This window comes from Sphingobium sp. EP60837, from assembly GCF_001658005.1.
Classification (GTDB): Bacteria; Pseudomonadota; Alphaproteobacteria; order Sphingomonadales; family Sphingomonadaceae; genus Sphingobium; species Sphingobium tyrosinilyticum.
Genome location: NZ_CP015986.1, coordinates 2,236,974 through 2,263,287, shown reverse-complemented (window position 1 = coordinate 2,263,287; position 26,314 = coordinate 2,236,974). Strand labels below are relative to the sequence as shown.

25 protein-coding genes and 1 riboswitch are annotated in these 26,314 nt (G+C 63.6%); of the genes, 11 read left to right on the top strand and 14 right to left on the bottom strand.

Translation table 11 applies throughout. The features are described from left to right. Window positions 1-25 precede the first annotated feature (25 nt). The 4 genes from EP837_RS10980 to EP837_RS10965 are packed head-to-tail and all read left to right on the top strand — an operon-like array spanning window position 26 to window position 2,563. Window positions 26-433, top strand: a complete 408-nt coding sequence (locus EP837_RS10980) for a metallopeptidase family protein (protein WP_066527429.1) — start codon at window positions 26-28, stop codon at window positions 431-433. After that, the gene (ccmA, locus tag EP837_RS10975) at window positions 430-1,032 is read left to right on the top strand and encodes a heme ABC exporter ATP-binding protein CcmA (protein ID WP_066527426.1); all 603 of its coding nucleotides are present in this window, start codon (window positions 430-432) and stop codon (window positions 1,030-1,032) included. The genes EP837_RS10980 and ccmA overlap by 4 nt, the downstream gene beginning before the upstream one ends. Next, a complete protein-coding gene (locus EP837_RS10970; protein WP_066527424.1) occupies window positions 1,029-1,676 on the top strand; it encodes a heme exporter protein CcmB in 648 nt (215 codons plus the stop codon). The genes ccmA and EP837_RS10970 overlap by 4 nt, the downstream gene beginning before the upstream one ends. After that, window positions 1,673-2,563, top strand: coding sequence for a DMT family transporter (locus tag EP837_RS10965; RefSeq protein WP_066527422.1), 891 nt, complete (start codon window positions 1,673-1,675; stop codon window positions 2,561-2,563). Before EP837_RS10970 ends, EP837_RS10965 begins: the two co-directional genes overlap by 4 nt. A gap of 56 nt (window positions 2,564-2,619) precedes the next feature. Here EP837_RS10965 and EP837_RS10960 read toward each other — a convergent pair whose 3' ends face one another. Then, the gene (locus tag EP837_RS10960) at window positions 2,620-2,898 is read right to left on the bottom strand and encodes a chorismate mutase (protein WP_066529238.1); all 279 of its coding nucleotides are present in this window, start codon (window positions 2,896-2,898) and stop codon (window positions 2,620-2,622) included. A gap of 101 nt (window positions 2,899-2,999) precedes the next feature. On the opposite strand from EP837_RS10960, the gene EP837_RS10955 reads away from it, so the two are divergent. From EP837_RS10955 to EP837_RS10925, 7 genes are all read left to right on the top strand, one after another. Then, the gene (locus tag EP837_RS10955; RefSeq protein WP_066529241.1) at window positions 3,000-4,028 is read left to right on the top strand and encodes a polyprenyl synthetase family protein; all 1,029 of its coding nucleotides are present in this window, start codon (window positions 3,000-3,002) and stop codon (window positions 4,026-4,028) included. Between the two features lie 54 nt (window positions 4,029-4,082). After that, window positions 4,083-4,862 carry a TSUP family transporter gene (locus EP837_RS10950; RefSeq protein WP_066527419.1) on the top strand — a complete coding sequence of 260 codons (780 nt, stop codon included), beginning with the start codon at window positions 4,083-4,085 and terminating at the stop codon, window positions 4,860-4,862. Between the two features lie 55 nt (window positions 4,863-4,917). Beyond that, the gene (gene hrpB, locus EP837_RS10945; RefSeq protein WP_082919617.1) at window positions 4,918-7,389 is read left to right on the top strand and encodes an ATP-dependent helicase HrpB; all 2,472 of its coding nucleotides are present in this window, start codon (window positions 4,918-4,920) and stop codon (window positions 7,387-7,389) included. Window positions 7,390-7,448: 59 nt separating this feature from the next. Continuing rightward, complete coding sequence (locus tag EP837_RS10940; protein ID WP_066527417.1) at window positions 7,449-7,727, top strand: ETC complex I subunit; 279 nt, start codon at window positions 7,449-7,451, stop codon at window positions 7,725-7,727. A gap of 118 nt (window positions 7,728-7,845) precedes the next feature. Continuing rightward, window positions 7,846-8,088 (top strand): acyl carrier protein, encoded by a 243-nt coding sequence (locus tag EP837_RS10935; protein ID WP_066527414.1) that lies wholly within the window; start codon window positions 7,846-7,848, stop codon window positions 8,086-8,088. Window positions 8,089-8,224: 136 nt separating this feature from the next. Further along, window positions 8,225-9,487, top strand: coding sequence for a serine palmitoyltransferase (gene spt / locus EP837_RS10930; RefSeq protein ID WP_066529231.1), 1,263 nt, complete (start codon window positions 8,225-8,227; stop codon window positions 9,485-9,487). Window positions 9,488-9,610: 123 nt separating this feature from the next. Beyond that, window positions 9,611-11,602: an ATP-binding protein gene (locus EP837_RS10925; RefSeq protein ID WP_066527409.1), complete on the top strand. Its 1,992-nt coding sequence runs from the start codon at window positions 9,611-9,613 to the stop codon at window positions 11,600-11,602. Here the strand turns inward: EP837_RS10925 and EP837_RS10920 are convergent. The 13 genes from EP837_RS10920 to EP837_RS10860 form a co-directional block, all read right to left on the bottom strand. Then, the gene (locus EP837_RS10920) at window positions 11,559-12,434 is read right to left on the bottom strand and encodes a hypothetical protein (RefSeq protein ID WP_066527403.1); all 876 of its coding nucleotides are present in this window, start codon (window positions 12,432-12,434) and stop codon (window positions 11,559-11,561) included. The two genes, EP837_RS10925 and EP837_RS10920, sit on opposite strands and share 44 nt — an antisense overlap. Before the next feature lie 131 nt (window positions 12,435-12,565). Further along, complete coding sequence (locus tag EP837_RS10915) at window positions 12,566-13,213, bottom strand: DUF938 domain-containing protein (protein ID WP_066527401.1); 648 nt, start codon at window positions 13,211-13,213, stop codon at window positions 12,566-12,568. After that, a complete protein-coding gene (gene gcvPB / locus EP837_RS10910; RefSeq protein ID WP_066527399.1) occupies window positions 13,210-14,781 on the bottom strand; it encodes an aminomethyl-transferring glycine dehydrogenase subunit GcvPB in 1,572 nt (523 codons plus the stop codon). The genes EP837_RS10915 and gcvPB overlap by 4 nt, the downstream gene beginning before the upstream one ends. After that, a complete protein-coding gene (gene gcvPA, locus EP837_RS10905) occupies window positions 14,778-16,136 on the bottom strand; it encodes an aminomethyl-transferring glycine dehydrogenase subunit GcvPA (protein WP_066527397.1) in 1,359 nt (452 codons plus the stop codon). The genes gcvPB and gcvPA overlap by 4 nt, the downstream gene beginning before the upstream one ends. A 121-nt stretch (window positions 16,137-16,257) precedes the next feature. After that, window positions 16,258-16,629 carry a glycine cleavage system protein GcvH gene (gcvH, locus tag EP837_RS10900; protein WP_066527394.1) on the bottom strand — a complete coding sequence of 124 codons (372 nt, stop codon included), beginning with the start codon at window positions 16,627-16,629 and terminating at the stop codon, window positions 16,258-16,260. Between the two features lie 24 nt (window positions 16,630-16,653). Further along, window positions 16,654-17,805, bottom strand: coding sequence for a glycine cleavage system aminomethyltransferase GcvT (gcvT, locus tag EP837_RS10895; RefSeq protein WP_066527391.1), 1,152 nt, complete (start codon window positions 17,803-17,805; stop codon window positions 16,654-16,656). A 175-nt stretch (window positions 17,806-17,980) separates the two neighbouring features. Further along, a riboswitch (glycine riboswitch) is annotated at window positions 17,981-18,080 on the bottom strand. Window positions 18,081-18,147: 67 nt separating this feature from the next. Next, entirely contained in the window at window positions 18,148-18,441 is a 294-nt protein-coding gene (locus EP837_RS10890) for a hypothetical protein (RefSeq protein WP_066527389.1), read from the bottom strand. Window positions 18,442-18,486: 45 nt separating this feature from the next. Further along, window positions 18,487-19,644, bottom strand: coding sequence for a deoxyguanosinetriphosphate triphosphohydrolase (locus EP837_RS10885; protein ID WP_066527386.1), 1,158 nt, complete (start codon window positions 19,642-19,644; stop codon window positions 18,487-18,489). A gap of 9 nt (window positions 19,645-19,653) precedes the next feature. Beyond that, entirely contained in the window at window positions 19,654-21,357 is a 1,704-nt protein-coding gene (locus tag EP837_RS10880) for a tetratricopeptide repeat protein (protein WP_066527383.1), read from the bottom strand. Between the two features lie 119 nt (window positions 21,358-21,476). Beyond that, on the bottom strand, window positions 21,477-22,934 hold the full coding sequence (ftsZ, locus tag EP837_RS10875) for a cell division protein FtsZ (RefSeq protein WP_066527378.1): 1,458 nt from the start codon (window positions 22,932-22,934) through the stop codon (window positions 21,477-21,479). 110 nt (window positions 22,935-23,044) lie between these two features. Continuing rightward, entirely contained in the window at window positions 23,045-24,331 is a 1,287-nt protein-coding gene (gene ftsA, locus EP837_RS10870; RefSeq protein WP_066527373.1) for a cell division protein FtsA, read from the bottom strand. A 4-nt stretch (window positions 24,332-24,335) separates the two neighbouring features. After that, a complete protein-coding gene (locus EP837_RS10865) occupies window positions 24,336-25,274 on the bottom strand; it encodes a cell division protein FtsQ/DivIB (protein ID WP_066527371.1) in 939 nt (312 codons plus the stop codon). Continuing rightward, window positions 25,267-26,226, bottom strand: a complete 960-nt coding sequence (locus tag EP837_RS10860; RefSeq protein WP_066527370.1) for a D-alanine--D-alanine ligase — start codon at window positions 26,224-26,226, stop codon at window positions 25,267-25,269. Before EP837_RS10860 ends, EP837_RS10865 begins: the two co-directional genes overlap by 8 nt. Between the last annotated feature and the right edge of the window lie 88 nt (window positions 26,227-26,314).

The following is a 26,314-nucleotide window of genomic DNA, read 5'->3' as shown; positions in this document are numbered from 1 at the left end:
ATATTGTTTCGCCTATGTCGCAGCCATGTCCGACCATGGTCAACCCCCTCTTTTCCCGCCGACCCGTGCTGAGATCGAGAGCCTTGCGCTGGCGGCTCTAGGGCGCCTGCCCGACCCCTTCCGCTCGCACCTGTTCAACGTCGTCCTGTTCGTGGAGGAATTTGCCGACGATCAGGTGCTGAAGGAGATGGGGATCGACGATCCCTTCGGCCTCACCGGCCTCTACAGCGGGCGTCCGGTGGGTGAGCCAGCCCAGACCGGGGATAGCCCACCCACGGTCCATCTGTTCCGGCGTCCTCTGCTGGATGAATGGGTGGAAACGGGCGTGCCGCTGGATGTGCTTATCACCCATGTGGTGGTGCATGAGATCGGCCATCATTTTGGCCTCTCCGACCTCGACATGCAGGTATTGGAGGACATGGTCTCATCATGAGCGATGCAGCGCTGCGCCTGTCGGGCATTGCCTGCGCGCGTGGCGGGCGGATGCTGTTCCGGGGCGTGGACCTGTCGCTGCAGGCGGGCGGAAGCGCGTTGCTGCGCGGCCCAAATGGCATCGGCAAGTCGAGTTTGATGCGCATCTGCGCCGGATTGCTGCGGCCGATGGCCGGGACGATCGAGCGGCGGGGGCGGATCGCGCTCGCCGATGAGCGGCTGGCGCTGGAAATGGAAGAGCCATTGAGGGCGGCGCTGGGCTTTTGGGCGCGGTTGGACGGAGTGAATGCAGCGGCGCTGGACCGGGCGCTGGATGCGATGGCGTTGGGACCGCTGGCTGACATACCTGTGCGGATGCTGTCGACCGGGCAGCGCAAGCGGGCGTCGCTGGCGCGGGTGATTGCCGGGGGAGCCCCGCTGTGGCTGCTGGACGAGCCGGGCAATGGATTGGACGACGCGTCGCTCGCGCTGCTGGGTACGGCGGTGGCGGCGCACCTGGCTGGCGGCGGGATCGTTGTCGCGGCTTCGCATCAGCCCCTGCCGATGACCGCGCCGGCGATCGTCGAGCTTGCCGATTATGTGGCGGAGGACGCGGCATGAGGCTGGTCCTGCTGCTGGCGGCGCGGGACTTGCGGCAGGCGTGGCAGTCCGCCGGGCTGTGGTTGCCGGTCGCGTTCCTGCTGCTGGTGGCCAGCCTTTATCCCTTCGCGGTGGGACCCGACGCGGCACTGCTGGGGCGATCGGGCGGGGGCATGCTGTGGATCGCGGCGCTGCTGGCGAGCCTGCTGCCGGTCGATCGACTCGTGGCCCCGGATCGGGACGCGGGCGTGCTCGACCAAATCGCGCTGCGAGGCATAGGCGAGGAGTTGGTGGTCCTGGCACGGCTGATCGCGCATTGGCTGGGTTTTGGGCCGGCGCTGATGATCGCCGCCTTGCCAGCGGCGGCCCTGCTGAAGCTGGACGGATCTACGATCGGCATGTTGGAGTTGGGGCTTTTGATCGGGACCCCTGCCCTTGCGGCACTCGGTCTGCTGGTGGCGAGCCTGACGGCGGGGCTGCGGTCGAGCGGAGCGCTGGCCGGGCTTCTGGCGCTACCGCTGGCTGTGCCGCTGCTGATCTTTGGCGCGGGGACGCTGGGCGATGGAAGCGGGTCGGCGCTCAAATTCCTGGGCGCGGCGTCGCTGCTGCTAGTTGCGATCACGCCTTTTGCAGGTGCAGCGGCGATACGGGCCGGACGGGAATGATCGCGCTTGCCGCTTCGCTGCTGTTCGTCCTCATTTGGTCCACCGGCTTCATCGTAGCGCGGGGGACGGTGCCGCATGGCGCGCCCGAATTGATATTGAGCGTAAGACTGACGCTGACGGCGCTGCTGCTGGGAATGATTGCTCTCGGCGCACGGCAAAGAGTGCCGACTGGGAGACGGCTGCTACTGCACCTGCTGGCGGGCGCGATGCTGCACGGCGTCTATCTGACGGTCAGTTGGTGGGCCGTCTATCATGGCATGCCTGCGGGGATCATGTCGCTGCTGGGCGCACTGCAGCCGCTGATGGTGGCGGTGGCGAGCGTGTTGCTCTTGGGAGAAAGGCTGCTGAGGCGCGCCTGGGCAGGGCTGGCCATCGCCATTGCGGGCGTGACTTGCGTTTTATTGCCAGCGATCGAGCGTTCCGGCGCAGGCGGCATCCCCCTCATCCCTGTAATCGCTGGGTTGATCGCGGTAATCGGCATGACTGCGGGCACGCTGGTCCAGCGCGGATCGATCGCAGGCGACGGCATCTGGGTTTCAGGCGCCATGCAGAATGCAGGCGGAGCGCTGATTGCGATCGCGACAGTGCTGACGATCGGCGAGATGCGCTGGGATGGCGCGCCGCTGCTGTGGCTGGGTCTCGGTTGGTCCGTTCTGGGGCTGTCAGCAGGGGGGCTGTCGCTGCTGATCTGGCTGGTGCGGACACAGGGACCGACGCGCATGTCGATGCTGCTGCTGCTGGTTCCTCCGCTCGCCGCTGTCGAAGCGTGGTTGCTGTTCGGAGAAAGGCTGGGGCCGATTCAGTTGATAGGTTTCGCGTTGGCCTTGGTGGGCGTTCTGCTTGGGCGGTCGCAGGGCAAGCGCGAGACGGTGAACGAGCCGGCCTGAATATTTCTCCCCCTCGCTCGAACGAACGGAGGGACGTTCACTACTCTTGGACCGGCTTAGCGTTCGCGCAGCCGTTCGTGGTGGCGGATCACTTCGTCGATGATGAAGCGCAGAAATTTTTCCGTGAAGTCGGGGTCGAGATTGGCATCGGTCGCAAGCTGACGCAGCCGGGCGATCTGCCGTTCCTCCCGGCCGGGGTCGGCAGGCGGCAAGTCATGGGTCGCCTTATATTCGCCGACCGCCTGCGTGATCTTGAACCGTTCAGCAAGCATGAACACGAGCGCGGCGTCGATATTGTCGATGCTCTCGCGATACCGCTTCAAAGTCTCGTCCACGCTTGTCCTCCGTTCTTCGGGCGCTTTTTGCGCCATCCAGCGCTGGGTGCAAGCTATTCCCGCTTGCCATCTGCATTTTGCGCCGCCACATGGGCCGGGTCATGACCGCACCCGCCTCAGGCAATGTCCATCCCATCGGCCGCGCCAACGGCGCGCCCTCGCTCGCCCCTATGATGGCGCTGGTTGCCCAGGGCATGAACCAGGTGAATGCGGTAATCCTGGACCGGATGCAGTCGCGCATCCCACTGATCCCTGAACTGGCAGGCCATTTGATCGCGGGCGGCGGCAAGCGGATGCGGCCGATGCTCACCCTCGCCTGTGCGCAGTTGGTAGGCTATGCAGGGAGCCGCCACTACAAGCTGGCGGCCGCCGTCGAGTTCATCCACACCGCCACGCTGCTGCACGATGATGTGGTGGACGGGTCGGGCCTGCGCCGTGGCCGCAAAACCGCCAACATCATCTGGGGCAACAGCGCCAGCGTGCTGGTCGGCGACTTCCTGTTTTCTCGCGCCTTTGAACTGATGGTCGAAGCGGAATCGCTCAAGGTGCTGAAAATCCTTTCCAACGCGTCGGCGGTGATCGCCGAGGGCGAGGTCAACCAGCTGACCGCCCAGCGCAAGATCGACACCAGCGAAGAACAGTATCTGGACATTATCGGCGCGAAGACCGCCGCCTTGTTTGCCGCAGCCTGCCGGATTTCCGCCGTCGTTGCTGATCGCGACGAGGCAGAGGAAAAGGCGTTGGACGTTTATGGCCGCAACCTTGGCATTGCTTTCCAGCTGATCGATGACGCCATCGACTATGAATCCGATGGCGCGACGATGGGCAAGGACGCGGGCGACGACTTCCGCGATGGCAAGGTAACGCTGCCGGTCATCCTGGCCTACGCGCGCGGGTCCGAAGAGGATCGGGCCTTCTGGAAACAGGCGATCGCGGGCAATCGGGTGAGCGACCAGGATCTTGCGCTGGCGACGCAATTGCTGCGCAAGACCGGCGCCATCGATGACACCTTGGCACGCGCGCGACTTTACGGTCAGCGGGCGATTGATGCGCTGGGTCAGTTCGATGCCGGCAGCGCCAAGGCAGCGCTGACCGAGGCGGTGGAGTTCGCAATCGCGCGCGCTTATTGAGGGGTTCGCCGCATCCGCTCGTATTTACGGGAATAGCAGCGGGGCGACTTTGACATGATCCTAACACCGGAAACTCTGGCCTTCCTTATGGCGGCCGCGCTGGTCGCCGGATGCATTGACGCAATGGCGGGTGGCGGCGGACTGATCGCCCTGCCCGCACTGCTGGCCGCCGGAGTACCGCCTGTACCCGCCGTCGCCACCAACAAGCTGCAATCGTCCCTCGGAACCTTTGGCGCCTGCATCGCCTATGCGCGTGCGGGGCATATGGACCTGAAAACCTACCGTTGGCCGGTCTTTGCGGCCTTCGCCGGGTCCATAGGCGGCGCATGGCTGGTGCAGCGCGTGGACCCCACCGTTCTGGCGGGCCTGATGCCTGCGCTGCTGATCATGTTGGCGCTCTACTTCACTTTCTCACCCAAGGTGAGCGAGATGGACCGGCGCAGCCGCGTAGGGATTGTCGTGCTGAGCCCGTTGATCGGCGTCATCGGCTTTTATGACGGCTTTTTCGGGCCAGGGGCCGGGGCATTTTACACGACGATTTTCGTGGCCCTGGGCGGCCTGGGGCTGGTGCGGGCGACAGCACAGACCAAGGCGGCGAATTTTGCGAGCAACATCGCCGGGCTGATGACGATGATCATCGGCGGCCATGTCATCTGGGTTGCGGGGCTGGCGATGGCTGTCGGGAGCATCACCGGCGGACAGATCGGATCGCATCTGGCCATGCGGTTCGGGAGCAAGCTGATCCGGCCATTGTTGATCATCATGTCGCTGGGGTTGACTGCGAAGATGCTTTTGGATCCCAAGAACCCGGTGCATGCTTTGTTATTTGGATGACGGCCGACGATAGCAGGCTGCGCTTGCAGCCCGCGTCGAATAAAGCGACAGGGCGATGATGACCGCCGTGCTGCCCATTTATGATGTCCTGCCCCGGTTTCTTGAGGCGCTGCGCAATAGGAGCAATGCGGTGCTCGTCGCGCCGCCGGGTGCGGGCAAGACGACGGCCGTGGCGCCTGCCCTGCTGGACGAACCCTGGTGCACTGGGCAGGTCCTGCTGCTCTCCCCACGAAGGCTGGCGGCGCGCGCAGCGGCGGAGCGCATTGCCGAGTTGATGGGGGAAATGCCAGGCGGAACAGTCGGCTATGCCACGCGCATGGACAGCAAGCAGTCCGCCAGGACGCGGATTCTGGTGCTGACCGAGGGCATTTTCGTGCGGCGGATACAGGACGATCCGGAGCTATCGGGCGTGTCTGCCATATTGTTCGACGAAGTGCATGAGCGCAGCCTGGACAGCGACTTCGGGCTGGCGTTGGCGCTCGACGCACAAGGCGCGCTGAGGCCGGACCTGCGTATCGTGCCGATGTCTGCCACGCTGGATGGCGCGCGCTTTGCTGCGCTGCTGGACAGCGCGCCGGTGTTCGAAAGCAAAGGACGGATACAGCCGCTGGAACTGCGGCATCTGGGGCGATCGGCGGAAAAGCGGATCGAGGATGAAATGGCGGCGGCGGTGCGGCGAGCGCTGACAGAAGAACCGGAAGGAGACCTTCTCGCTTTCCTTCCCGGCGTGGCGGAGATCGAACGGACGGCGGATCGGCTAGAAGGGCTAAGCGTAGAAGTGCACAGGCTGCATGGAAGCCTGGACCCCGCTGCCCAGCGCGCGGCCATCCGCCCGTCACGAGAGGCACGGCGGAAGGTCATTCTGGCGACCTCCATCGCAGAGACCAGCCTGACCATCGATGGCGTGCGGATCGTGATCGATTCCGGCTTGGCGCGCCGTCCGCGTTATGACCGGGCGGCGGGCGTCACGCGGCTGGTGACCGAAAGGGCGAGCCAAGCGGCGGCGACGCAGCGATCTGGCCGTGCGGCACGGCAGCGGCCGGGCGTCGCCTATCGTTTATGGGAGGCGGCGGCCACGGCGGGCATGCCGCCATTCGACCCGCCCGAGATATTGGAAAGCGATTTATCGAGCCTGTTGCTCGACTGCGCCCTTTGGGGCGTGAGCGACCCGGCGAGCCTGCAATGGCTCGATCCGCCGCCGGAAGCTGCGCTGAGCGAGGCGCGAAAGCGGCTGACGGTACTCGAAGCGCTGGATGAGGAAGGGCGTATCACGGCCCATGGAAAAGCGCTGGCCCAGCTGCCGCTGGAACCACGAATCGGCCATATGCTGGTGCGGGCGGGAGAGATGGGGCTGGCGGAGCCTGCGGCCGAAATCGCCGTGCTTCTGGGGGAGCGCGGGATTGGCGGGCAGGACGTCGATCTATCGCAACGGCGGGCGCGTTGGCGGCGCGAAAGCGGCAAGCGGGCCGATGCGGCACGGGCCATGGCCAAGCGGTGGGCGCGGCTCGCAAAGCTGCCTTCCGGAGCACCCGCCGCGACTTCACCCTTTGGAGGTTCCGAGCATCAAACGGGGCTTTGCCTCGCACTCGCTTTTCCCGACCGCGTTGCGAAACGGCGCTCCGCTGATGGTGCTGATTGGACAAGTGTGGGCGGACGCGGCTTCCGGCTCGACCCTGCCACCCCACTCGCCCGCGAAGAGTGGTTGGCCGTGGGAGAGGTGCAGGGCGGCGCGGCGGGGGCGCGGATATTGTCAGCAGCGCCGATGGACGAGGCTGATGTTCTGGGCCTCTTCAGCGGGCGGGTGACTGAACATCGCACGGTGCGCTTCCGGCCTGAGACCGGCGGAATAGAAGCGCTGCGGGAAAGGCGGCTGGGCGCCGTCAGGCTTTCTTCCGGATCGGACGACCGGCCCGATCCGGAAGCGGTGACCGCCGCGCTGGTGGATGGCGTAAGGCGCGGCGGGCTGGACCTTTTGCCCTGGTCGGATGCCGCGCGATCGCTGCGGATGCGGGCAGGTTTTGCCGGAGTCGAAGCGCTGTCTGACAGTGCGTTGCTGACCAGTCTTGACGAATGGCTCCCGCCCTTGCTGGCTGGCAGGCGGCGCTTGTCCGACATCGACCGGGCGCAGCTTTCAGCCGTGCTGGAAGGGCTGATCGGCTGGGACGGCAAGCAGCAACTCGACCGGCTCGCTCCGCCGGACTTCCGTTCGCCTGCGGGCAGCAGCCATGCGATCGACTATGCGGCAGAAGGGGGGCCGCGGGTGGAGTTGCGCGTGCAGGCGCTATTTGGCCTGGCCGAGCATCCGGTGGTCGGTAGCGCCCGCATACCGCTCGTCCTGTCGCTGACGTCGCCTGCCGGGCGGCCGATCCAGACGACACGTGACCTGCCCGGTTTCTGGGCGGGCAGCTGGAGCGCGGTGGCGAAGGAAATGCGCGGGCGCTATCCCAGGCATCCTTGGCCCGACGATCCTGCAGGCGCGGCTGCGACGTTGCGTACGAAACGTGCCGACGCCCGTGGCAAGCCTTGACTTGAGGGCGCCCGCTGGTGCAACGGAGCCATCGCCTTCCCAAGGAGTTTGACGCCACGATGGCCGCCCGCATCTATCAGATTCAGAAGAACGCCCTTCAGTCTGGCAAGGCGCGGACCAACAAATGGGTCCTGGAATTTGCCCCGAGCGAGGCGAAGAAGCCCGATCCGCTGACGGGTTGGGCCGGCTCGGGCGACACGCAGAGCCAAGTGAAGCTGACCTTCCCTTCCGTGGACGCGGCGCGCGCCTATGCAGACAAATATGGGATCGATTACCGCTTCATCACGACTCCGCCCAAGACGCTGAAGATCCAGGCGTACGCCGACAATTTTCGCTGAGGCATGAAACGGCGGCACAATCGGGCGCGATGCTGCCCGATTGCCGCCTTATTCCCTTGCCAAGAGGCGGAGCTTGGGGGCAAAAGCCACCCTTTCATGGGAAAGCTTTGAACAGATAATGACGGATCGCCAGCAGATTTTCGACAGCATCGCCGCGCAGATCACGCCTTTCAACAAGAAGGGCGTTGAGCTGACCGAGGCCACCACCTTCGCGGGCGACCTGGAGTGGGACAGCCTGACGGTAATGGACTTCGTCGCCGCGATCGAGGACGAGTTCGACATCATCATCACCATGAACATGCAGGCCGAAATCGAAAATATCGGCCAGCTTGTCGATGCCGTTGCGAAGCTGAAGGGCTGAGCCAGCTTACCTCCCCCGTTCGCATCGAAGCGGTTCGAACTTGCCGAGAACCGATGGTCGAGATGGCGGGGCAAAAGTTTTCGACTGACGCATCTCGGCCTTGCTCGATGCTGCTCGAACCGAACGGATATATGTGATGACTGACGCCGCCGAAACCGCCACTGACGCCCACACGCCTGCCGAAGTAGCTGGCGCGCGCGACCTGTTTTCCAAGTTCGACGCCCTGATTGCTGAGCGGGAAGCGCTGCTGGCGACCGGCGTGCGTGACCCATTCGCCATCGTGATGGACGAGGTGAAGTCCCCAACCCAGGCCATCATCAAGGGCAGGGAAACGATCCTCCTCGGCACCTATAATTATATGGGCATGACCTTCGACCCTGAGGTCGTCGCGGCGGGCAAGAAGGCGCTTGATGACTTTGGCGCGGGCACGACTGGCAGCCGCGTGCTGAACGGCACTTATCAGGGCCACAAGGAAGTCGAAGAGGCGCTGAAGGAATTTTACGGCACCAGCGGCGCGATGGTGTTTTCGACCGGATATCAGGCAAATCTGGGCATGATCTCGACGCTCGCCGGGCGTGGCGACTATGTGGTTCTGGACGCCGACAGCCATGCGTCTATCTATGACGGCTGCTTCCTGGGTGATGCGGAGATCGTGCGTTTCCGTCACAATAGCGTCGAGGATTTGGACAAACGCCTGGGCCGCTTGCCTGCCGATGCGCAGAAGCTGATTGTGCTGGAAGGCGTCTATTCGATGCTGGGCGACGTCGCCCCCCTGCCTGAGATGGTAGCGGCGGTGCGCAAGCATCCCAACTGCATGATCTTGGTCGATGAAGCGCATGGCATGGGCTTTTTCGGACCCAATGGACGCGGCGTCTATGAGGAGCAGGGTGTCGAAAAGGATGTCGATTTTGTTGTCGGCACCTTCTCCAAGTCGGTCGGGACGGTCGGCGGCTTCTGCGTGTCGAACCACCCGAAGTTCGAAGTTCTGCGGCTCGTATGCCGTCCCTATGTCTTTACCGCCTCGCTGCCGCCGAGCGTGGTCGCCACCGCCGCGACCTCGATCCGCAAGCTGATGCATGCGGGCGACAAGCGCGCGCATCTGTGGAAGAACAGCCAGCTCCTGCATAAGGGCCTGACGGATCTCGGCTTCAAGCTGGGAACTGAGACGCCCCAGTCTGCCATCATTGCAGTGATCCTCACCGATCAGACACAAGCGGTAGCCATGTGGCAGGCACTGCTGGAACTCGGCCTCTATGTGAATATGGCTCGCCCGCCCGCGACCCCTGCCGGAACCTTCCTGCTGCGTTGTTCGCTGTGCGCCGAACATAGCGATGAGCAAGTGAGCCAGATCATCGGGATGTTCGAAGCGGCAGGCAAAGCCACTGGCGCAATCGGCTGAACCCGCTCTCCGCTCTGGTTTGCCGCCAAGCAACATTTTCATCCGATGAAGCGGGAGATTATCAAGGAACCTTTTCATCCTTGATATTTCGCCGGTAATGCTGTTCGACTAATGTAGGGGTTGATGGCGGACAGCTATTACATGGAAGATCAGGAGTCCGGCTGGCAAGCGGCGGTTCGACGCTTCCTTCCGCTAGTCCTTGTGATATTGCTGGTGGGGGCGCTCGGCACCCTGCTTTACAGCGCCAGTATCGCGTCGCGCGACCATGAACGCGCGCTGATGGAACAGCGCCGCAGCTTTGAGATCATAGCCCTTGCGCGAGCTTTCGAGGCCAAAACTGCGCGCGCCGAAGTGACGCTGGCCCGCTATGTGATCAGCCTTGATCCGGATGTGGGCCGGTTGTTTCAGGACCAATGGCGCACCGCATCGAGCCAATTGAAGCTTCTAAGCTACGCAACGCGCCAATCGGGATGGCAGCGGGCCAATGTGCAGGAGTTGCAGCACGCCTTCGAACAACGCGGCAAGACGCTAAGCGAAATTGGTCTGCGCACGACCTACGACCAGAAGATGGGGGCGCTCGCCCAGTTTCACCGTGCTGGCCGGTCGGAGGATCTGAAGCATATCACGGCGCTGCTCGATCGGGTGATCCAGGCCGAAAATGCCCGGCTCCAGGAACGCAGCCTCGCCGTGAAGCTGGCTGGCAACCGGACGCAATTTGTCGATCGGACATCGCGCCTGTTCGGTCTGGTGCTACTGGTCTGCGTCTTGTTCGCGCTCTGGATGCTGAACGCCGCCTATACCGAGCGCCGCAATGCCCGCCGGATGGCGGAGGTGGAGGCCGAACGCGCCGACAGGTTGGAAGCGGCGGTCGCGGCCCGTACGATCGAACTGTCGGATGCCTACGAGCAGTTGAAAAAGGAAACGTCCGAACGTGCTGCCGCTGAGGAAAATCTGCGGCAGATGCAGAAGATGGATGCGGTGGGCCAACTGACCGGCGGCATTGCGCACGACTTCAACAATATGCTGGCTGTGGTCGTCGGGGGTTTGGAACTGGCGAAGCGCAAGCTGCGCCTCAAGCCGCAGGAAGCCGCTCGGCACCTGGACAATGCAATGGAAGGCGCTACGCGCGCTGCCGCCTTGACCCGCCGCCTACTCGCCTTTGCCCGGTCTGAACCCCTGTTGCCCCGCGCCATTGACCCGGATCAATTGGTCAAGGGCATGGTGGAGTTGATCGATCGATCGATCGGCGACCAGGTCACCGTGTCCTTGGACAACAATGCCGCCGGATGGCACATCTTCGTTGATCAACATCAGATGGAAAACGCCATCCTGAACCTGTGCGTCAATGCCCGCGACGCAATGGATGGACGCGGACGGCTGGTCATCGAGACGCGCCAAGCTCAATTGGCTGAGCATGAAATCGGAGAGTGCGCCGCGGGCGATTATATCGTCCTCAGCGTTAAAGACGATGGCTGCGGCATGACGCCCGAAGTGCTGGCGCGCGTGTTCGAGCCATTCTTCACGACCAAGCCGGTCGGCAAGGGGACCGGCCTCGGGCTCAGCCAGATATTCGGCTTTGTGCGCCAGAGCGAAGGCGAGATCCGAATCGAATCCGACTTGGGCCAGGGCACAAGCGTGCACATCTACCTACCGCGCAAGTCAGGCGTTGAAGGCACTAGCTGGAGCGAGGCTCCGCTGGCCGATCGCGAGCCGGTGCTGCACCCGCCTACACGCATATTGGTGGTCGAGGATGATCCGCGCGTGCTGAATCAAACGATGGCGGCGCTTGCGGAGTTGGGCCACCTTCCCGTCGCCTGCGATCACCCGTCGAAGGCCGCGAAGCTGCTCACCAGCCATCGGGACATCGGTCTTATCATCAGCGATGTGTTGATGCCTGACATGACCGGCCCGGAAATGATCCGCACCCTGCCCGCCGCGCACGCGCATGTCCCGGTGTTGTTCGTCACCGGCTATGCCGGTGACATTGCCGAAAGTTCGGAGTTTGGTGGGCACGAAGTTCTGCGCAAGCCCTATACGTTGATGGGCCTGTCGCACGCGCTGTCCAACGCGCTCAGCGGATCGCGCCACCCCGGAACAGCCGCGGCAGCAGAGTGAGCGCGCCTATGAGGGGCCAGCGGCGCTGCCAGGGCTTAATGGTGATCGCTGTCCCCGCGTGGCGATTGATTTTCCAGGCGAGATAATCGATGCCGCCAGCGTAGGTGAAACTGGCCTTGGCCAGCCGGACCACGGACAGCCATTTGCCGCGCCGCTGAAGCTGACGCCAGCGGCTCATAATGTCCCGAGGGGATAAGGGCAGGCCCTGCGCCAGCGCCGCTTCACCGAAGCGGCGATACCGATCGGGATCTGCATCGACGATAGAAAGAGAGCGGCCCTTTTTCTCCGCACGCAGCTCCGCATTGTAGGTGAGAGTAAAGCCGGTTTTCCAGAGCGCTAGCGCATCCTGCGTCTCCGACATGGGACTGGCCAGTGAAAGCAAGGTCGGCGCCGCATTGGCGACAGCGGTGATGGCCCGCTGACGGGCGATGTCATCTGCGGCCCAAAGCAATCGGGACGGTTGAGCGAAGCGCGCCCATACCGAAACATTGTCAGCGGCAATGCTGTTGAGCCGGGCGAAATCGGCCTCCGACAGCACGGCATATTTGGCGATCAGGCCATTATGTTCGAATGGGAAGACATTGGGAGGGATCAGGCGGTTCGCCGTCCTCAACCAGCTTTTGTCATAAGCCAAGCGATAGTCCGATACGATCAGGTAAAAATCCAGCATCAGCCCGTCGAGATGCTGTTCCCGCAGACAGGAGCCGTAAAAGAGCACGGCGCGGGCGGCATACGGATACCGGGCGGCCAGCGCACCGGCCATGGCGGCGGCGCGAGGATCAGCCGGAGCGGAGAGTTCCGCCGTGACGAGGGAGAGCAGAGTTTGCGGCATGAGGTCCTCCCATATCCGTTCGGCCTGAGCTTGTCTAAGCTAGTCCGGAGCGACGGATATAGGCAGGCAGTCGAAGGGACTTCTTCCCGCTGAAGACATAACCCGCTCCGGCGGCTTCAGCGTGAACGGCTTTAGGAGGCGCCCTTGCGAAACAACAGCGAGAGATTGTTCGCCGGCATTTCGATGAGCCGATCGAAGCGCATCCCTTCCGCGTCGGCGACGGCGATTACGTCCTCTGCTCGCCGTAGGCCCCATTGCGAATCGCGCGATCGGAGCGACGCATCGAACGCCAGATTGGTCGGCGCGGTTTGCACGTTCTCGCGCAGATAGGGGCCGTAAAGATAAAGCAGCCCGCCGGGCGGGAGGACTTGGCCCGCCCCCTTCATCAGCCCCAGCGTCGCCGCCCAAGGGGCGATATGGACCATGTTTATGCAAAGCAACGCGTCGGCGCTTGTGAGCGGCCAAGGTGTCGCGGCGTCCAGCCGTAGCGGCGGAAGCAGATTGGCCAGCCCCGCTTCTTCCCGCCAGGCGGCGATGGATGCGCATGCCGCCGGATCGGGATCGCTCGGTTGCCAAGCGAGCTTCGGCATTGCCGCCGCGAAATGGATCGCATGTTCGCCACTACCGCTCGCCACTTCCAGCACAAGGCCGGATGGCGGAAGTTCTTCCCGCAGGACGCTAAAAATGGCGTCGCGGTTACGCTCAGTCGCAGGAGCGTGGAGCTTGCCCACAGAAACGGGACCGGAACCGGATTCCCACGGCTCCGGCCGATCCGTCATTCAGCGGCATCCGCCAGCGCGGGATCAGTCCAGGTGAGAATCGGCTTGCGGGCTGCCAGCGTCTCGTCGAGCCGACGGCGGGGTGCGAAATAGGGCGCGCCCTTCAGCGCTTCGTCCCCCGCCTTGGCGCGTTGAGCGAGACTGCGCAGCGCGAGGATGAACTGATCGAGCGCGGCCTTGCTCTCGGTCTCGGTAGGTTCGACCAGCATCGCGCCGTGGACGACCAGCGGGAAATACATGGTCATGGGGTGGAAGCCCTCGTCGATCAGGCCCTTGGCGATGTCGAGCGTGGTGAAGCCGTCGGCGAGGCCTTTGTCGCTGAACAGCGCCTCATGCATGCAGGGGCCGCTTTGTCCGAACGGGGCATCGAGCACATCGTCCAGGCTGCGCAGGATATAGTTGGCGTTGAGGACCGCGTCGCTCGCGACCTGGCGCAGGCCGTCCGCGCCGTGGCTGAGGATATAGGTCAGCGCACGGGTGAACATGCCCATCTGACCATGGAAGGCGACCATGCGGCCAAAGCTGCTCGCATGATGTTCGTCCGCGGTTTCTTCCTCAATCAACGCGAACTTGTCGCCCTGTTTTTCGACGAAAGGCAGCGGCGCGAAGGGGGTGAGCGCCTGACTGAGTACCACCGGACCCGAGCCAGGGCCGCCGCCGCCATGCGGCGTCGAAAAGGTCTTGTGCAGGTTGATGTGCATGGCATCGACGCCAAGGTCGCCAGGGCGCACCCGGCCGACGATGGCGTTGAAGTTCGCACCGTCACAATAGACGAAGGCTCCGGCGGCATGGACCGCGTCGGAGATTGTCTTCATGTCGCGTTCGAACAGGCCGCAGGTGTTGGGATTGGTGATCATCACCGCCGCGACATCGGGGCCGAGACGAGCCTTGAGCGATTCGAGATCAACCCGGCCGTCCGGGGTCGCCGGAATGTCCTCCACCTTGTAGCCGCAGAAGGCGGCGGTGGCAGGATTCGTGCCATGGGCGCTTTCGGGGACCAGGATGACGCTACGCGCATCGCCTCGGGCTTCCAGCGCGGCGCGGATTGCAAGCAGGCCGCACAGTTCACCATGCGCGCCTGCCTTGGGGCTCATCGCAACCGAGTGCATGCCGGTCAATTTGATCAGCCATTCGGCCAGTTCATGGATGACGGCAAGCGCGCCTTGCACCGCCGATTGCGGCGCGAGCGGATGGAGATCTGCGAAACCAGGCATCCGCGCGACCTTTTCGTTGAGGCGCGGGTTGTGCTTCATCGTGCAACTGCCGAGCGGGAACAAGCCGAGGTCGATGGCATAGTTCTGGCGGCTTAGGCGGGTATAATGGCGCACCGTCTCCTGCTCAGACAGGCCGGGCAGGCCGATACTGTCGGTGCGCGCGAGGTTGCCGAGGCGGCTTTCCACCTTGGGGGCTTCGGCAAAATCGACCCCGGTGGTGTCGGTCGAACCGATCTCGAAGATCAGCGCCTCTTCCAGCATCAGCGCGCGGTTACCGGTGGCGGTTGCAGCGGGGGGGCGGGCTTCGTTCACGGCCTGCGGGGCGGTGGGGCGGCCTTCCTTGAGCATGGTCATGCCAGTTCCTCCTGCAGCGCCTTGGCAAAGGTTTCGATGTCCTCCGCCGTCACGGTTTCGGTGACGGCGACGACCAAGCCGTTACCGATCTCCGGCGCGTCGGGAAACAGACGGCCGAGCGACACGCCGCCCAACACGCTCTTGTCGGCCAGATTGCGAACGACTTCGCGCGCATCCTTCGAAAGGATCAGCGTGAATTCGTTGAAGAAGCTGTCATTGAGCAGCTTTACGCCCGGCACTTGCGCCAAACGATCGGCGGCCTGGCAGGCGAGCGCGTGGTTGAGGCTTGCCAATTCGCGCAGGCCCTTCTCGCCCAGCAAGGTCATGTGGATGCTGAAAGCCAGCGCGCAGAGGCCAGAGTTGGTGCAGATGTTCGACGTCGCCTTCTCGCGGCGAATATGCTGCTCGCGCGTGGAAAGGGTCAGCACGAAGCCGCGTTTCCCCGCCGCGTCCACCGTCTCGCCACAGAGGCGGCCCGGCATCTGGCGGACATATTTCTGCTTGCAGGCGAAGAGGCCGAGATAAGGACCGCCGAACTGGAGGCCGACGCCGATCGACTGGCCTTCGCCCACGACGATATCCGCGCCCATACGGCCGGGCGCCTTTATCGCGCCGAGAGCGACGGGCTCCGTCACGACGGCGACCAGCAGGGCGCCTGCCGCATGAGCCGCTTCAGCGAGCGGTGTGAGATCGGCAATGCGGCCGAGAATGTCCGGATATTGGACGACGACGCAGCTTGTGTCCTTGTCGATGCCCGCGATCAGGGCATCGAGATCGGGAGCGGCGTCAAGCGCAGGGGCTTCATGCACCAGCGCGTCGCCGGTGAACTTCGCCATGGTCTCGGCGACCGACACATAATGCGGATGCAGGCCGGACGAGAGGATCGCCTTGCCGCGCTTGGTGATGCGGCGGGCCATGCCGATCGCTTCCCAGCAGGCGGTCGAGCCGTCATACATTGAAGCATTGGCCACATCGCAGCCGAGCAAGCGCGCCACCTGCGTTTGAAATTCGAACAGCACTTGCAGCGTGCCCTGGGCGATTTCCGGCTGATAGGGCGTGTAGGCTGTCAGGAACTCACCGCGCTGGATCAGATGATCGACGCTGGCGGGAACATGATGCTTGTAGGCGCCTGCCCCCAGGAAGAAAGGCGCCTCCCCTGCCGACAGATTTTTCCGCGCCAACGCCGCCATGTGGCGTTCGACTGCCAGTTCGCTGGCATGATCGGGCAGGCCAGCAATCTTCTCGTCAAGGCGCGCTTCGGCGGGAACGTCCGCGAAAAGATCATCAACCGACGATGCGCCGATGACGGATAGCATGTCCTGCCGGTCCATGTCGGTAAGGGGTAGGTAGCGCATTCTAACTCCTTCTCCCTTCCCCCTTGAGGGGAAAGGCCGCGGGTGGGACCGTCTGCCTGGCGCAACGCCTGGGGCTGTCCCACCCCAACCCCTCCCTCTCAAAGGGAGGGCCTATTGTTGCTCAAAGGCTCGCCACGAACTTCTTGTAGGCGGCTTCATTCATCAGCCCTTCCAGCTCGCTGGCGTCGGTAACGCGGAGCTTGAAGAACCAGCCATCCTCCTCCGCGTCGCTGTTCACCAGCGCTGGCTCGTCTTCCAGCGCGCTGTTGGTTTCCACGACCTCGCCGGAGATGGGCGCATAAACGTCGGATGCGGCCTTGACCGACTCCACGACGGCGGCGTCGTCGCCCCTGTCGAACGTAGCGCCTTCGGCGGGCAGTTCCACGAACACGATGTCGCCCAACTGCTCCTGCGCATAGTCAGTAATGCCGACGGTGGCGATTTCGCCCTCTACATCGATCCATTCATGTTCGTCGGTGAAATAACGGCTCATCTTACTTCTCCCCTCGGAAGGACATCAGGCCTTGCGGCGGTAACGATGCGGGACGAACGGCATCGGCGCGACGGTGGCGGCGATGCGCTTGCCGCGCACTTCAATCTCCAGCGCGGTATCGAGCGCGCTATGTGGCAGGCTGACCCAGCCCATGGCGATCGGCGCGCCGACGGTCGGTGCGAAGCCGCCGGAGGTCACTTCACCCACCTGGGCGCTTCCCGCATAGATGGGGGCGCCTTCACGCGCAGGCAGGCGGCCTTCGATCTTCAGGCCCACGCGCTTCGAACCCGGTCCGTCGGCCAATTCCTTCATCACGCGCGCATGGCCAATGAAGCCGCCTTCCTCGCGGCGGCGCTTCTGGATGGCGAAGCCCAGATCCGCGCCAATGGTGCTGACCGAAGGCGTGAGGTCATGGCCGTAGAGCGGCAGGCCCGCCTCAAGGCGAAGCGAGTCCCGCGCGCCCAACCCAATCGGCTTCACCTGCGGCAGTTCGCACAGCGCATCGGCGAGCAGGGTGACGTCATCGGCGGGAACGCTGATCTCAAAGCCATCCTCCCCGGTATAACCCGAACGGCTGATCCACAGGTCGATGCCGCGCCAGGTGAAAAGGCCGGACTGCATGAAGAGAAGGTCTGCGGTTTCGGGAACCAGGCTGGCGAGCGCCTCGCCTGCTTCCGGGCCTTGGAGGGCGAGCAGCGCCTGCTCGTCCATATGGTTCATGACAACCTCATCAGGCAGATGCTCGATCATCCAGCCCATATCGTCATATTTCGTGGCGCCATTCACGACCATATAGATGTTCGCGCCATCGAACGCGCCGCCGCCAAGGCGAGAAACCATCAGGTCATCCAGCACGCCGCCCTCTTCATCGAGCAGCATTGAGTAGCGCTGACGGAAAGGCTGCAGTCCTTTGATATCGCTCGGCAGCAGATGCTCCAGCGCCTCATCCACGCCGTCACCTGAAAAGAGCAACTGGCCCATATGGCTAACGTCAAACAGTCCGGCATGCTCGCGGGTCCAGCTATGTTCGGCCATGATGCCTTCATATTGGATGGGCATGTGATAGCCCGCAAAACCGACCATGCGCGCGCCCTTGGCGCGGTGCCAGGCGTCGAGCGGCAGCTCCTGCAGCGGCAATTCTTCTTCAAGATGGGAGATGTCGTCATTGCCGGACATGTAGGGCGGCCTTTCCGTGCGGGGTTACAGGCGGCAAACGCACACGTCCGGAGTCGGCCGCAAGCGTCTGTCACCCCCTCTGTCACGGAACCTGAGAGCTTTGACCACCGGCCAACGACCGGATGGCTTACCCCTTCGGTGGGACGGAGAAATCCGTCCGCTTTCCAGAGTGCCTGCCCACGATGCGGTCCTTTGGCCTGAGAGATTCCGGGGCGGTTGCTCCTTCGGCGACGGGGTGGCCTGAAAGGCTTCCCATGCTCTCCCGCATCATGTCCGGGCCCGAATCTGTCGAGCGCCGGCGACCCCTTCGCATTGCGGGAAATGGATCGCGCCGTCAATTGCTCAATCGGCCGCACCCTCTTCCCGGGCGAGCCGTTCGGCCAAGGTTCGCGTGACCTTTCGCAATTCGTCGAGGCGAGCATTGGCCGCGGCATCGTTCAGCCTGACCTCATCCAAGCTGTCGTCGCCCTCGAAAAGCCGGAGGAAATGATCGACGCCCGTGAAGTTGGAATCCGCCACGAGGTGCGCGCACAATTCTACCCTGCCGGACCAACGGCGATCCCCGCGACTGCGCAAAAGCGCGGCCAAATCTTCCAGCTGCGCCGCAAGGGCTGCGATCTGCGGGTGAAGCGTCATGGTCCGGAGGCTAGGCGGCGCGTAGCGAGAACGCAACCGGCTGCGTCAGGGTAGCACCCCTTCCCCAAAAATCTCGGCGTGCCGCTTTTCTGCATAGCGGTCGGTCATGCCCGCGATAAAGTCACCGATGTGGCGGCTGCGCCGGGGTTCGTCCAGCAGACAGTCATCCTGCCATTCCAGCGGCATCAGATCCGGCTGTTGCTGATAGGCGCGGAAGAGATCGCGCACGATGATGCGGGCGCGATCGGCGGCTGCGAGTTGCGCTGGATGATGGTATAGGGCCGCATACATGAACCGCTTGAGATCCCGCTCCTGCGCGGCAAGCTCAGGGGAGAAGCAGACGAGGGCGCGCCCAGCGCTCCGCACATCTTCAGGGGTCACGACCCGGGCTTCGGTGATGTTGCGCCGGGTTGAAGCGATCAGGTCATTGGCCATGACGCCGATCTGTTCGCGGACCAGTTCACGCAACAGCCGGTCCTGGGGAATGTCAGGATAACGGGCACGCACCCTATCCCAACACTGCTTGACGAGCGGCACGGTAAGCAACTGCTCAAGCGTCAAAAGACCCGCGCGCAGGCCATCGTCGATATCATGATTGTCATAGGCGATGTCGTCGGCAATCGCGGCGAGTTGCGCTTCAAGAGAGGAATGGCTGCCAAGCTCCAGCGGAAAGAGCGTGTTGACCTCTCGCATAGCCCATCCCGGGTGATCGATGGGGCCATTATGCTTTGCGAGGCCCTCCAGCATTTCCCAACTGAGATTGAGGCCCGGAAAACAAGGATAGGGCGATTCAAGCAGCATCAGCGTGCGCAGCGTGTGGGCGTTGTGATCGAAACCGCCATGCTCATCGAGCGCCGCTTCCAGCGCATCCTCCCCCGCATGGCCGAAGGGTGGGTGGCCGATGTCATGGGCGAGGCAGAGCGCCTCCGTCAGATCTTCGTTGAGGCCGAGCGTGCGGGCGGTGGTGCGGCCAATCTGCGCTACTTCCAGACTGTGCGTCAGGCGGACGCGAAAATGATCGCCGTCGGGCGACACGAAAACCTGCGTCTTGTGCCGCAACCGGCGGAAGGCGATCGAATGTATGATGCGATCCCGGTCCCGCTGAAAGATGTCGCGAGGGCCGCGCATCTCGCCGCCGGGCTCAGGATGAAGGCGGCCACGGCTATTATCCGGGTGCGAGGCATAGGGGGCGAGCGTCGTCATGGGACGCCCTTACTTGCCTCCCAGCCTCTCGACCACCTCTCCAGCCTCACTTTGCCAGGCGAAAGCATCAGCGCCGGCCGATTTGAGCTTGGACTCGACCGTTTTTGCGCGGGTAAAGCTGGTGAAAGGCCCGATCAGCAGTCGGTTGGTGCGGCCCCAGCTTGCGAGCCATCCATCCTGTGGCGCGACATCATCATATTTGCGGCGCAGGCCCTTGAGCGTGAAGGCCAAAGCGCCCCGGTCAGCGCCGGTGCCGATCTGAACCCAATTGCGCGAAGGGTTGGCGGCGAGGCGGGCTTTTTCTTCGGCGGCCTTCTTCGCCTTGGCATCCGCTTCCGCTTTTGCCTTGGCGGCGGCGTCGGCCTTTGCCTTGACTGCAGCCGCTGTCTTTTTAGCCTTCTCTGCCGCGGCCTGCCGTTCAGCGCGCCGTGCTGCCTGCAGTGCCTGGATTTCGGAAAGATCGACGGCTGCAATGGTGGAGCGGCGCTCCGTTTCGGGTACGTCTATGGCGCGAATGATTTCTGCCAGCGTACGGGTTGCCTCGGGGTTAGGTTGCTGCCGGGCAGCGAGTGCAGGGGCAGCTTGTTGGACCGCAGGTGCCGACGCCCGTGCCAGGGTGATGGCATTCGGCTGGCTAGCGGTGGTGGCAGCGGAGGCGGACTGGCTCGCGGTCGATGAGACGCCCGGCGCTGGCGGCCCTTGCACATCGGCCGAACGCGGCGGAAGCGATGATGGGGTGAGCGAGGAGGGAGCTGGTGCCGTTGCGGGCGCACGCGAAGGCATCGGCTGCGACTGAACGGGCAAGCGAGCGGCCGGCATTGGCCGGTCGGGCTGCATCGGCTGAACGCGGGCATTTGACGCGCCGGGCGACTGATAGGAGGGCCGCACGGGAGCCGGAGCGGGGCTTTCCGGTGCGGCCGCTACGGGGGCGGGCACGGCTGGCCTTGGCGTCGCCGCCGCCAGGGAAGTGCCGACGCGCGTCGGGAAGTGGCCAAAATGTACCGCTGCCGCCTTCTGAGCGGGGGTCAGATAGGGCATCTTCTCCATATAGGGCGACAAGGCAGCGGCGAGTTGAGCCGGCATTGTCTGGTTAGCGATCTTGCGTGCATCGGCTTGCTTGTTGTTCATCGCGAGGATGAAGGCGCGGTAGCGCCAGGCGGCACGGTCGCTCTTGTAAAGCAAAGGCTGCAGAACCTTTTCGGCCGCGTCCAGTTGACCCGAAATGCCGAGGGACGCGGCATAGCGGTAGAGAAGCTCGGCATCCTCCGGCGCGCGTTTGAGCGCAGCCTGATAGTCGCGCTGGGCCCCTGCTTGATCACCCGTCATGTCGCGGGCCAGACCACGATCCGCCAGCAGCGTCGCCTCTCCAAATCCGAGGCGGGTCGCTTGATCGAAAAGCCGCAGCGCTTCCGAAGGATTCTGGGACTTGAGCATGACACGGGCCAAGCCCGCCTTGACTCGCCCATTATTGGGTTGGATGGCGTCAGCGCGGCCGAAAAAACCCGCCGCTGCACGCACATCGTCCATATCGATCGCCGCTTCACCAGCGCCGATCAGCGCGTCAACATCGCGGGGATTAGACGCCAACCGCGACAGATTGCGGCTGAGACTTTCCGCACCGGAAGGCCGAATTGCCTGAATCTGTGCGGGCTGGGAGTGCGCAGTTCCCGTTAGGAACAGGCCACCGAGTATCCATAAAGCTGAGCGTTTCACACAAGCCCTTTAGCGGATCGATGCGTGAATGGGAAATTTACCGCAAGTAAAAGCGCGCCCGATCGCCCGATGCGACCGATGGCGCGCTTCAACAGGATAAAACAGCTTCCGCCGCGAGCTTACTGATTGCTTTGGCGGTTGAGGAAGCGCGGGATGTCGGGGGTCGATCCGGCATCGTCGCTTGCTGCAGCATTCTTGTCCGCGCCCCGGGTTAGACCTGCCATACGCTCAAACAGGGTGCCGCCGGTGGCGACACGCGGCGCAGCTTGGGGAGCAGGCGCGGGAACGGGCTGCGATTCGGCCGCTTCGGCACCTAGCAGCAACTCATCCTGCGAGGAGTCTTCATCCGAGAATATGGCGGCCGGGCGCGCAGGTGCCGCAGGAGCGGGCTTGGGCGCAGCGGCCTTTTCTTCGATGGGCGCAGCGATCGGAGCCGGCTCCGGAGCGGCGGGCACATCCAATTCCAGCGTCTCGGGCTCCGGCTCAGGTGCTGCAACCGGGGCGGGTGCGGGCGGAGGCGTCTGACGCGAAGCAGCGGCGGCGGGCACCGCCACAGCCGGGCGGTTGGCGAAGCTGAACGGCTGGGTCAGAGGCGCGGCTCCGGCGGTCGCTTCACTGTCGATGCCGGTCGCCACAACCGACACACGGATTTTTCCATTGAGGCCGTCATTGAACGCCGAACCCCAAATGATGTTCGCATCGGGATCGACCAGTTCGCGGATGTGGTTCGCCGCCTCATCGACTTCCATCAGGCGCATGTCGTCGCCGCCGACGATGGAAACAATAACGCCCTTGGCGCCGCGCATCGAAACGCCGTCGAGTAGCGGGTTAGCGATAGCCTTTTCAGCGGCCTGGAGCGCGCGGCCGTCGCCTTCCGCTTCGCCAGTGCCCATCATCGCCTTGCCCATCTCACCCATCACCGAACGGACGTCGGCGAAATCGAGGTTGATGAGGCCCGGCATCACCATGAGGTCAGTGATGCCGCGAACACCTTGCTGCAGCACCTCGTCAGCCATCTGGAAGGCTTCCTTGAAGGTGGTGTTGGGGTTCGCGATCAGGAACAGATTCTGGTTCGGGATGACGATGAGGGTATCGACATGCTTCTGCAGTTCTTCGATGCCGGATTCCGCCGACTTCATGCGGCGGTTGCCTTCGAAGGTGAAGGGCTTTGTCACAACGCCGACGGTCAGGATGCCCTTGTCGCGTGCAGCCTTCGCAATGACGGGAGCAGCGCCGGTGCCGGTGCCGCCGCCCATGCCTGCTGCGATGAAGCACATATGCGCGCCGTTCAGCGCATCTTCGACGGAAGCGATCGTCTCCTCAGCAGCGGCCTTGCCGATTTCCGGACGCGATCCAGCGCCCAAACCTTCCGTGATCTGCGGACCCAGCTGGATACGGCGCTCTGCGGGCGAGGCGTTCAGGGCCTGCGCGTCAGTGTTGGCGACGATGAAATCCACGCCCTCAACCGACGCGGCGATCATGTTCGCGATGGCGTTGCCGCCCGCGCCGCCTACGCCGATCACCGCGATGCGAGGCTTCAACTCGTCCACATGCGGCGGGCTGATCTCAATGCTCATAAATTCTAGCTCCCTCCAGCTTCGGCGACATGAGCGAAACTGTCATCGAAGGTTAATGCAACAGAAAATGGTGTATTTCACCAGCAAATTTCATTCGGCTTTCGATTTATTCAATAGTTCGTCTTCATCGCCCGCACCATCCGCTGCCACCATTGGGGTGCATTGATACGATGAACGGTCTGAGGAGCGGGCGCTATCGTTCTAAGATCAACCGGGTTCGATGCGCCATAAAGCGCAAGGCCCGCCAATGTTGCGAAGGCAGGGCCGCTATGCGCTTCGGGCAACGCTGCCAACCCGCGCGGCCTACCGATGCGGACGGCGCGACCCAGCGCGCCCTGCGCATAGTCGGCGATGCCCTTCAATTCCGCTCCGCCACCGGTCAAGACTACCTGCCGGCCGGTGGGCGTGTTGAACCCCATGCCCGCGAGCGCGGCGTTGATCTCCGTCATCAACTGGTTGAGCCGCTCGCAAATCACGGCGACCAGAGCGGCGCGCGTGATCTTGCCTCCGTCCGCGTTGGGGCCAGCGCTCTGCCCCGGCACGGCGACGTCGCCATGCGGCGGCGCAATCTCGATCATGTCGCGAAAGTCGCGGCGGTTCTGCATCGCCGAGCCATAGAAGCATTTGATCCGTTCAGCCTGGCTGCGGCGGATCCCGAAGGCTGATGCGATATCATCGGTGATGTCGGAAGCACCGATCGGGATGCTGTGCAGGCCGACGAGCATGCCGCCTGCATAGAGCGAGACGTTGGTCACGCCTGCGCCGAGTTCAACGAGGGCGACGCCCAGGTCCCTCTCCTCTTCCGACAAGCAGGCGAGCCCTGTCGCGATCGGCGAAGCGACGATGGAGTTGACGTTGAGATAGGCCCCGCGAACGCACAGGTCGAGATTGGCCAGCGGCGCTCCGTCGGCCAGCACAACATGGATATCGACGCCCAAAAGATCCGCGTGCATGCCGAGCGGCTTTTTGACCGGCACTTTGCCATTTATGGTGAAACATGTGGGCTGCGCATGAAGCACTACCCGCCCGTCAGGATCGATGCCCTGCTGCCCCGTGGCGAGCAGGTCGTCGATGTCGGGCTGCTCGACGCGATAACCGCCCATGTCGCGCTCGACCGTGACGACGTCGCTGACCAGGCTGCCGCCCGAAAAACTGACCCACACATCCTCGATATTGGTGCCCGCGACGCGCTCGGCCTGCTCGACGGTTTCGCGTACGGCCAGTTCAGTCCGCTCCATGTCGGCGATGAAGCCGCGGCGCACGCCCCGGCTTTCCCGCTGCCCGGTGCCCAAGATCGCCAACTCCCCCGTTTCGGTGCGCCCCGCAATCAGCGCGGACACCTTCCACGACCCTATATCGATCGCGGTGACGAGCTTATCGACCTTGGGTTGCGCCATGTGGTCAGCCTTCCTCGCCGGTCGTCGGCGCTTCAGCCTTGTCTTCAGGCTTCTGACCGACCTGGTCCTGAGGAAGACGCAGGACAAAGCGATCCGGATCGCGCATGTCGAATTTCACGATACCGCGCCCCAGCAAGCGATTGACGCCGTCCATGCGTGCGAAGTTGACCAGCGCTGTGGCGGAAGCGCGGCTTCCTTCAGGCAGCGACAGCGTTTCACCCGATTGAAACCGCAAGTCCCAGCGGCGGTTGCCGACCCAGGTCGCCCCTGCCAGCATCGGCTTCAGGGCAGGCGCATTCTCCATCAGCTTGTTGAGGCCTGCTGTCTGGCGATTAGCATCAGGCCCAACCACGAGCGGCAGATCGGGCATGGCGTCAGTAGCGACAGACTGAAGCACGACGCCCTGCACGTCGATCAGGTGCAGTTGGCCATCATGCTGCCACACGGCAACAGGATCGCGTTCGACGATATCGACCACCAGCGTGTCCGGGAGGCGGCGGGAGATGCGCGCGTCCTTGACCCAACCCAGCTTCAGCATTTCGCCGCGCACCTTGGGCAGATCCAACGAAAGCATCGAGCGGTCCACCTGGCCCAGGGCGATATTATAGACCGGCAGTTCATCCATCCGCTCGACGCCGCGGACCTCGACCTTTTGCACTTCGAAACCAGCGTTGGCGGCGACTTCGGCTGCCTTCTGTTCGGCCATGGCGGGCACACCCAGAAGTGCAGCGATGCCTATAATCACCGTCAGAACAATCCCAACGATCGCCCAGCTGGCAATGCGCTGAAGCGTATCCTCGCTAACCGGCAAGGCATGGAGAAGGCGGCCGATCCACGAACGGCGCTTGCCTGGCTTGCCCCGGCCCGGACCGTTGCGGCCGCGTGGGCCGGCCGCGCGCGCCAATCGCGCCGTCCCGCCCCGCCGGATGCGTGCTTCACCCATTGTCTGCCCCCTTTGCGCCCGGCACCTGCCTCAGCGCGTCTTCGACAATACGCTCGACCAGTTCGGCATAGTCAATGCCCAGTTTCGCCGCCTGCTCAGGCACCAGACTTAAGGGCGTCATGCCCGGCTGAGTATTCACCTCAAGCAGATAAAGCCCTTGGACTCCTTGGGTGTCATCCCAGCGGAAGTCGGAGCGCGATGCCCCCTTGCAGCCAAGCAGTTGGTGCGCGCGCAGGGCGAGCGCCTTGCACGCCTCGCTGATCTCGTTGGGGATTTCCGCCGGGCATACATGTTCGGTCATGCCGTCGGTATATTTGGCGTCGAAATCATAGAAGCCGCTCTTGGGCCGCAGTTCCGTCACTAGCAGCGCTTCATCACCGAGTACGGCGGTGGTGAGTTCGCGTCCGCGAATATAGGGCTCGGCGAGCAGTTCCTCGAAATGCTGCCATGGACCTTCGACATCGCGACCGATCGGTGAGCCGTAATTGCCGTCCGGCGTTATGATGGCAACGCCGACGGAGCTGCCTTCGTTGACCGGCTTCACCACATAGGGGCGCGGCAGGGGATCAGCTTCGAACAGGCTGGCGCTGGTTACGACATGGCCGCCCGGCATGGGGATACCATGAGGCACCAGCGCCTGCTTCGTCAGTTGCTTATCAATAGCGATGACCGATGTCGCCAAGCCCGAATGAGTGTAGGTGAGGCCCATCAGGTCCATCATCCCCTGCACCGTGCCATCCTCGCCGGGAACGCCGTGCAAGGCATTGAACACAACGTCAGCATCAGCGTCGGCAAGGCGGGCGGCGACGTTACGGTCCATGTCGATCCGCGTGACCTTGTGCCCACGCGATTCCAGCGCTTTTGCGACCCCCTCGCCGCTCGACAAGGAAACAGGCCGCTCGGCGGACCAGCCGCCCATCAGGACAGCAACATGCCAGGGGCCACGGGTCATCTGTAAAACTCCGAAATATGTCCGTCGGGGCTGAGCTTGTCGAAGCCCGCGCCATCATTTCTGTAGAAAGAAGAGCCCTTCGGCGAGC

Coding starts and splice junctions, on each gene's coding strand:
- EP837_RS10965 (WP_066527422.1), top strand. CDS start 1,673: ATGATCGCGCTTGCCGCTTCGCTGCTGTTCGTCCTCATTTGGTCCACC.
- EP837_RS10935 (WP_066527414.1), top strand. CDS start 7,846: ATGACGGATCGCCAGCAGATTTTCGACAGCATCGCCGCGCAGATCACG.
- spt (WP_066529231.1), top strand. CDS start 8,225: ATGACTGACGCCGCCGAAACCGCCACTGACGCCCACACGCCTGCCGAA.
- EP837_RS10970 (WP_066527424.1), top strand. CDS start 1,029: ATGAGGCTGGTCCTGCTGCTGGCGGCGCGGGACTTGCGGCAGGCGTGG.
- ftsA (WP_066527373.1), bottom strand. CDS start 24,331: ATGGCGCAACCCAAGGTCGATAAGCTCGTCACCGCGATCGATATAGGG.
- EP837_RS10920 (WP_066527403.1), bottom strand. CDS start 12,434: ATGCCGCAAACTCTGCTCTCCCTCGTCACGGCGGAACTCTCCGCTCCG.
- gcvH (WP_066527394.1), bottom strand. CDS start 16,629: ATGAGCCGTTATTTCACCGACGAACATGAATGGATCGATGTAGAGGGC.
- ftsZ (WP_066527378.1), bottom strand. CDS start 22,934: ATGAGCATTGAGATCAGCCCGCCGCATGTGGACGAGTTGAAGCCTCGC.
- EP837_RS10860 (WP_066527370.1), bottom strand. CDS start 26,226: ATGACCCGTGGCCCCTGGCATGTTGCTGTCCTGATGGGCGGCTGGTCC.
- gcvT (WP_066527391.1), bottom strand. CDS start 17,805: ATGTCCGGCAATGACGACATCTCCCATCTTGAAGAAGAATTGCCGCTG.
- EP837_RS10950 (WP_066527419.1), top strand. CDS start 4,083: ATGATCCTAACACCGGAAACTCTGGCCTTCCTTATGGCGGCCGCGCTG.
- EP837_RS10980 (WP_066527429.1), top strand. CDS start 26: ATGTCCGACCATGGTCAACCCCCTCTTTTCCCGCCGACCCGTGCTGAG.
- EP837_RS10915 (WP_066527401.1), bottom strand. CDS start 13,213: ATGACGGATCGGCCGGAGCCGTGGGAATCCGGTTCCGGTCCCGTTTCT.
- EP837_RS10885 (WP_066527386.1), bottom strand. CDS start 19,644: ATGACGACGCTCGCCCCCTATGCCTCGCACCCGGATAATAGCCGTGGC.
- EP837_RS10865 (WP_066527371.1), bottom strand. CDS start 25,274: ATGGGTGAAGCACGCATCCGGCGGGGCGGGACGGCGCGATTGGCGCGC.
- gcvPB (WP_066527399.1), bottom strand. CDS start 14,781: ATGACCATGCTCAAGGAAGGCCGCCCCACCGCCCCGCAGGCCGTGAAC.
- EP837_RS10940 (WP_066527417.1), top strand. CDS start 7,449: ATGGCCGCCCGCATCTATCAGATTCAGAAGAACGCCCTTCAGTCTGGC.
- EP837_RS10890 (WP_066527389.1), bottom strand. CDS start 18,441: ATGACGCTTCACCCGCAGATCGCAGCCCTTGCGGCGCAGCTGGAAGAT.
- gcvPA (WP_066527397.1), bottom strand. CDS start 16,136: ATGCGCTACCTACCCCTTACCGACATGGACCGGCAGGACATGCTATCC.
- hrpB (WP_082919617.1), top strand. CDS start 4,918: ATGATGACCGCCGTGCTGCCCATTTATGATGTCCTGCCCCGGTTTCTT.
- ccmA (WP_066527426.1), top strand. CDS start 430: ATGAGCGATGCAGCGCTGCGCCTGTCGGGCATTGCCTGCGCGCGTGGC.
- EP837_RS10955 (WP_066529241.1), top strand. CDS start 3,000: ATGACCGCACCCGCCTCAGGCAATGTCCATCCCATCGGCCGCGCCAAC.
- EP837_RS10925 (WP_066527409.1), top strand. CDS start 9,611: ATGGCGGACAGCTATTACATGGAAGATCAGGAGTCCGGCTGGCAAGCG.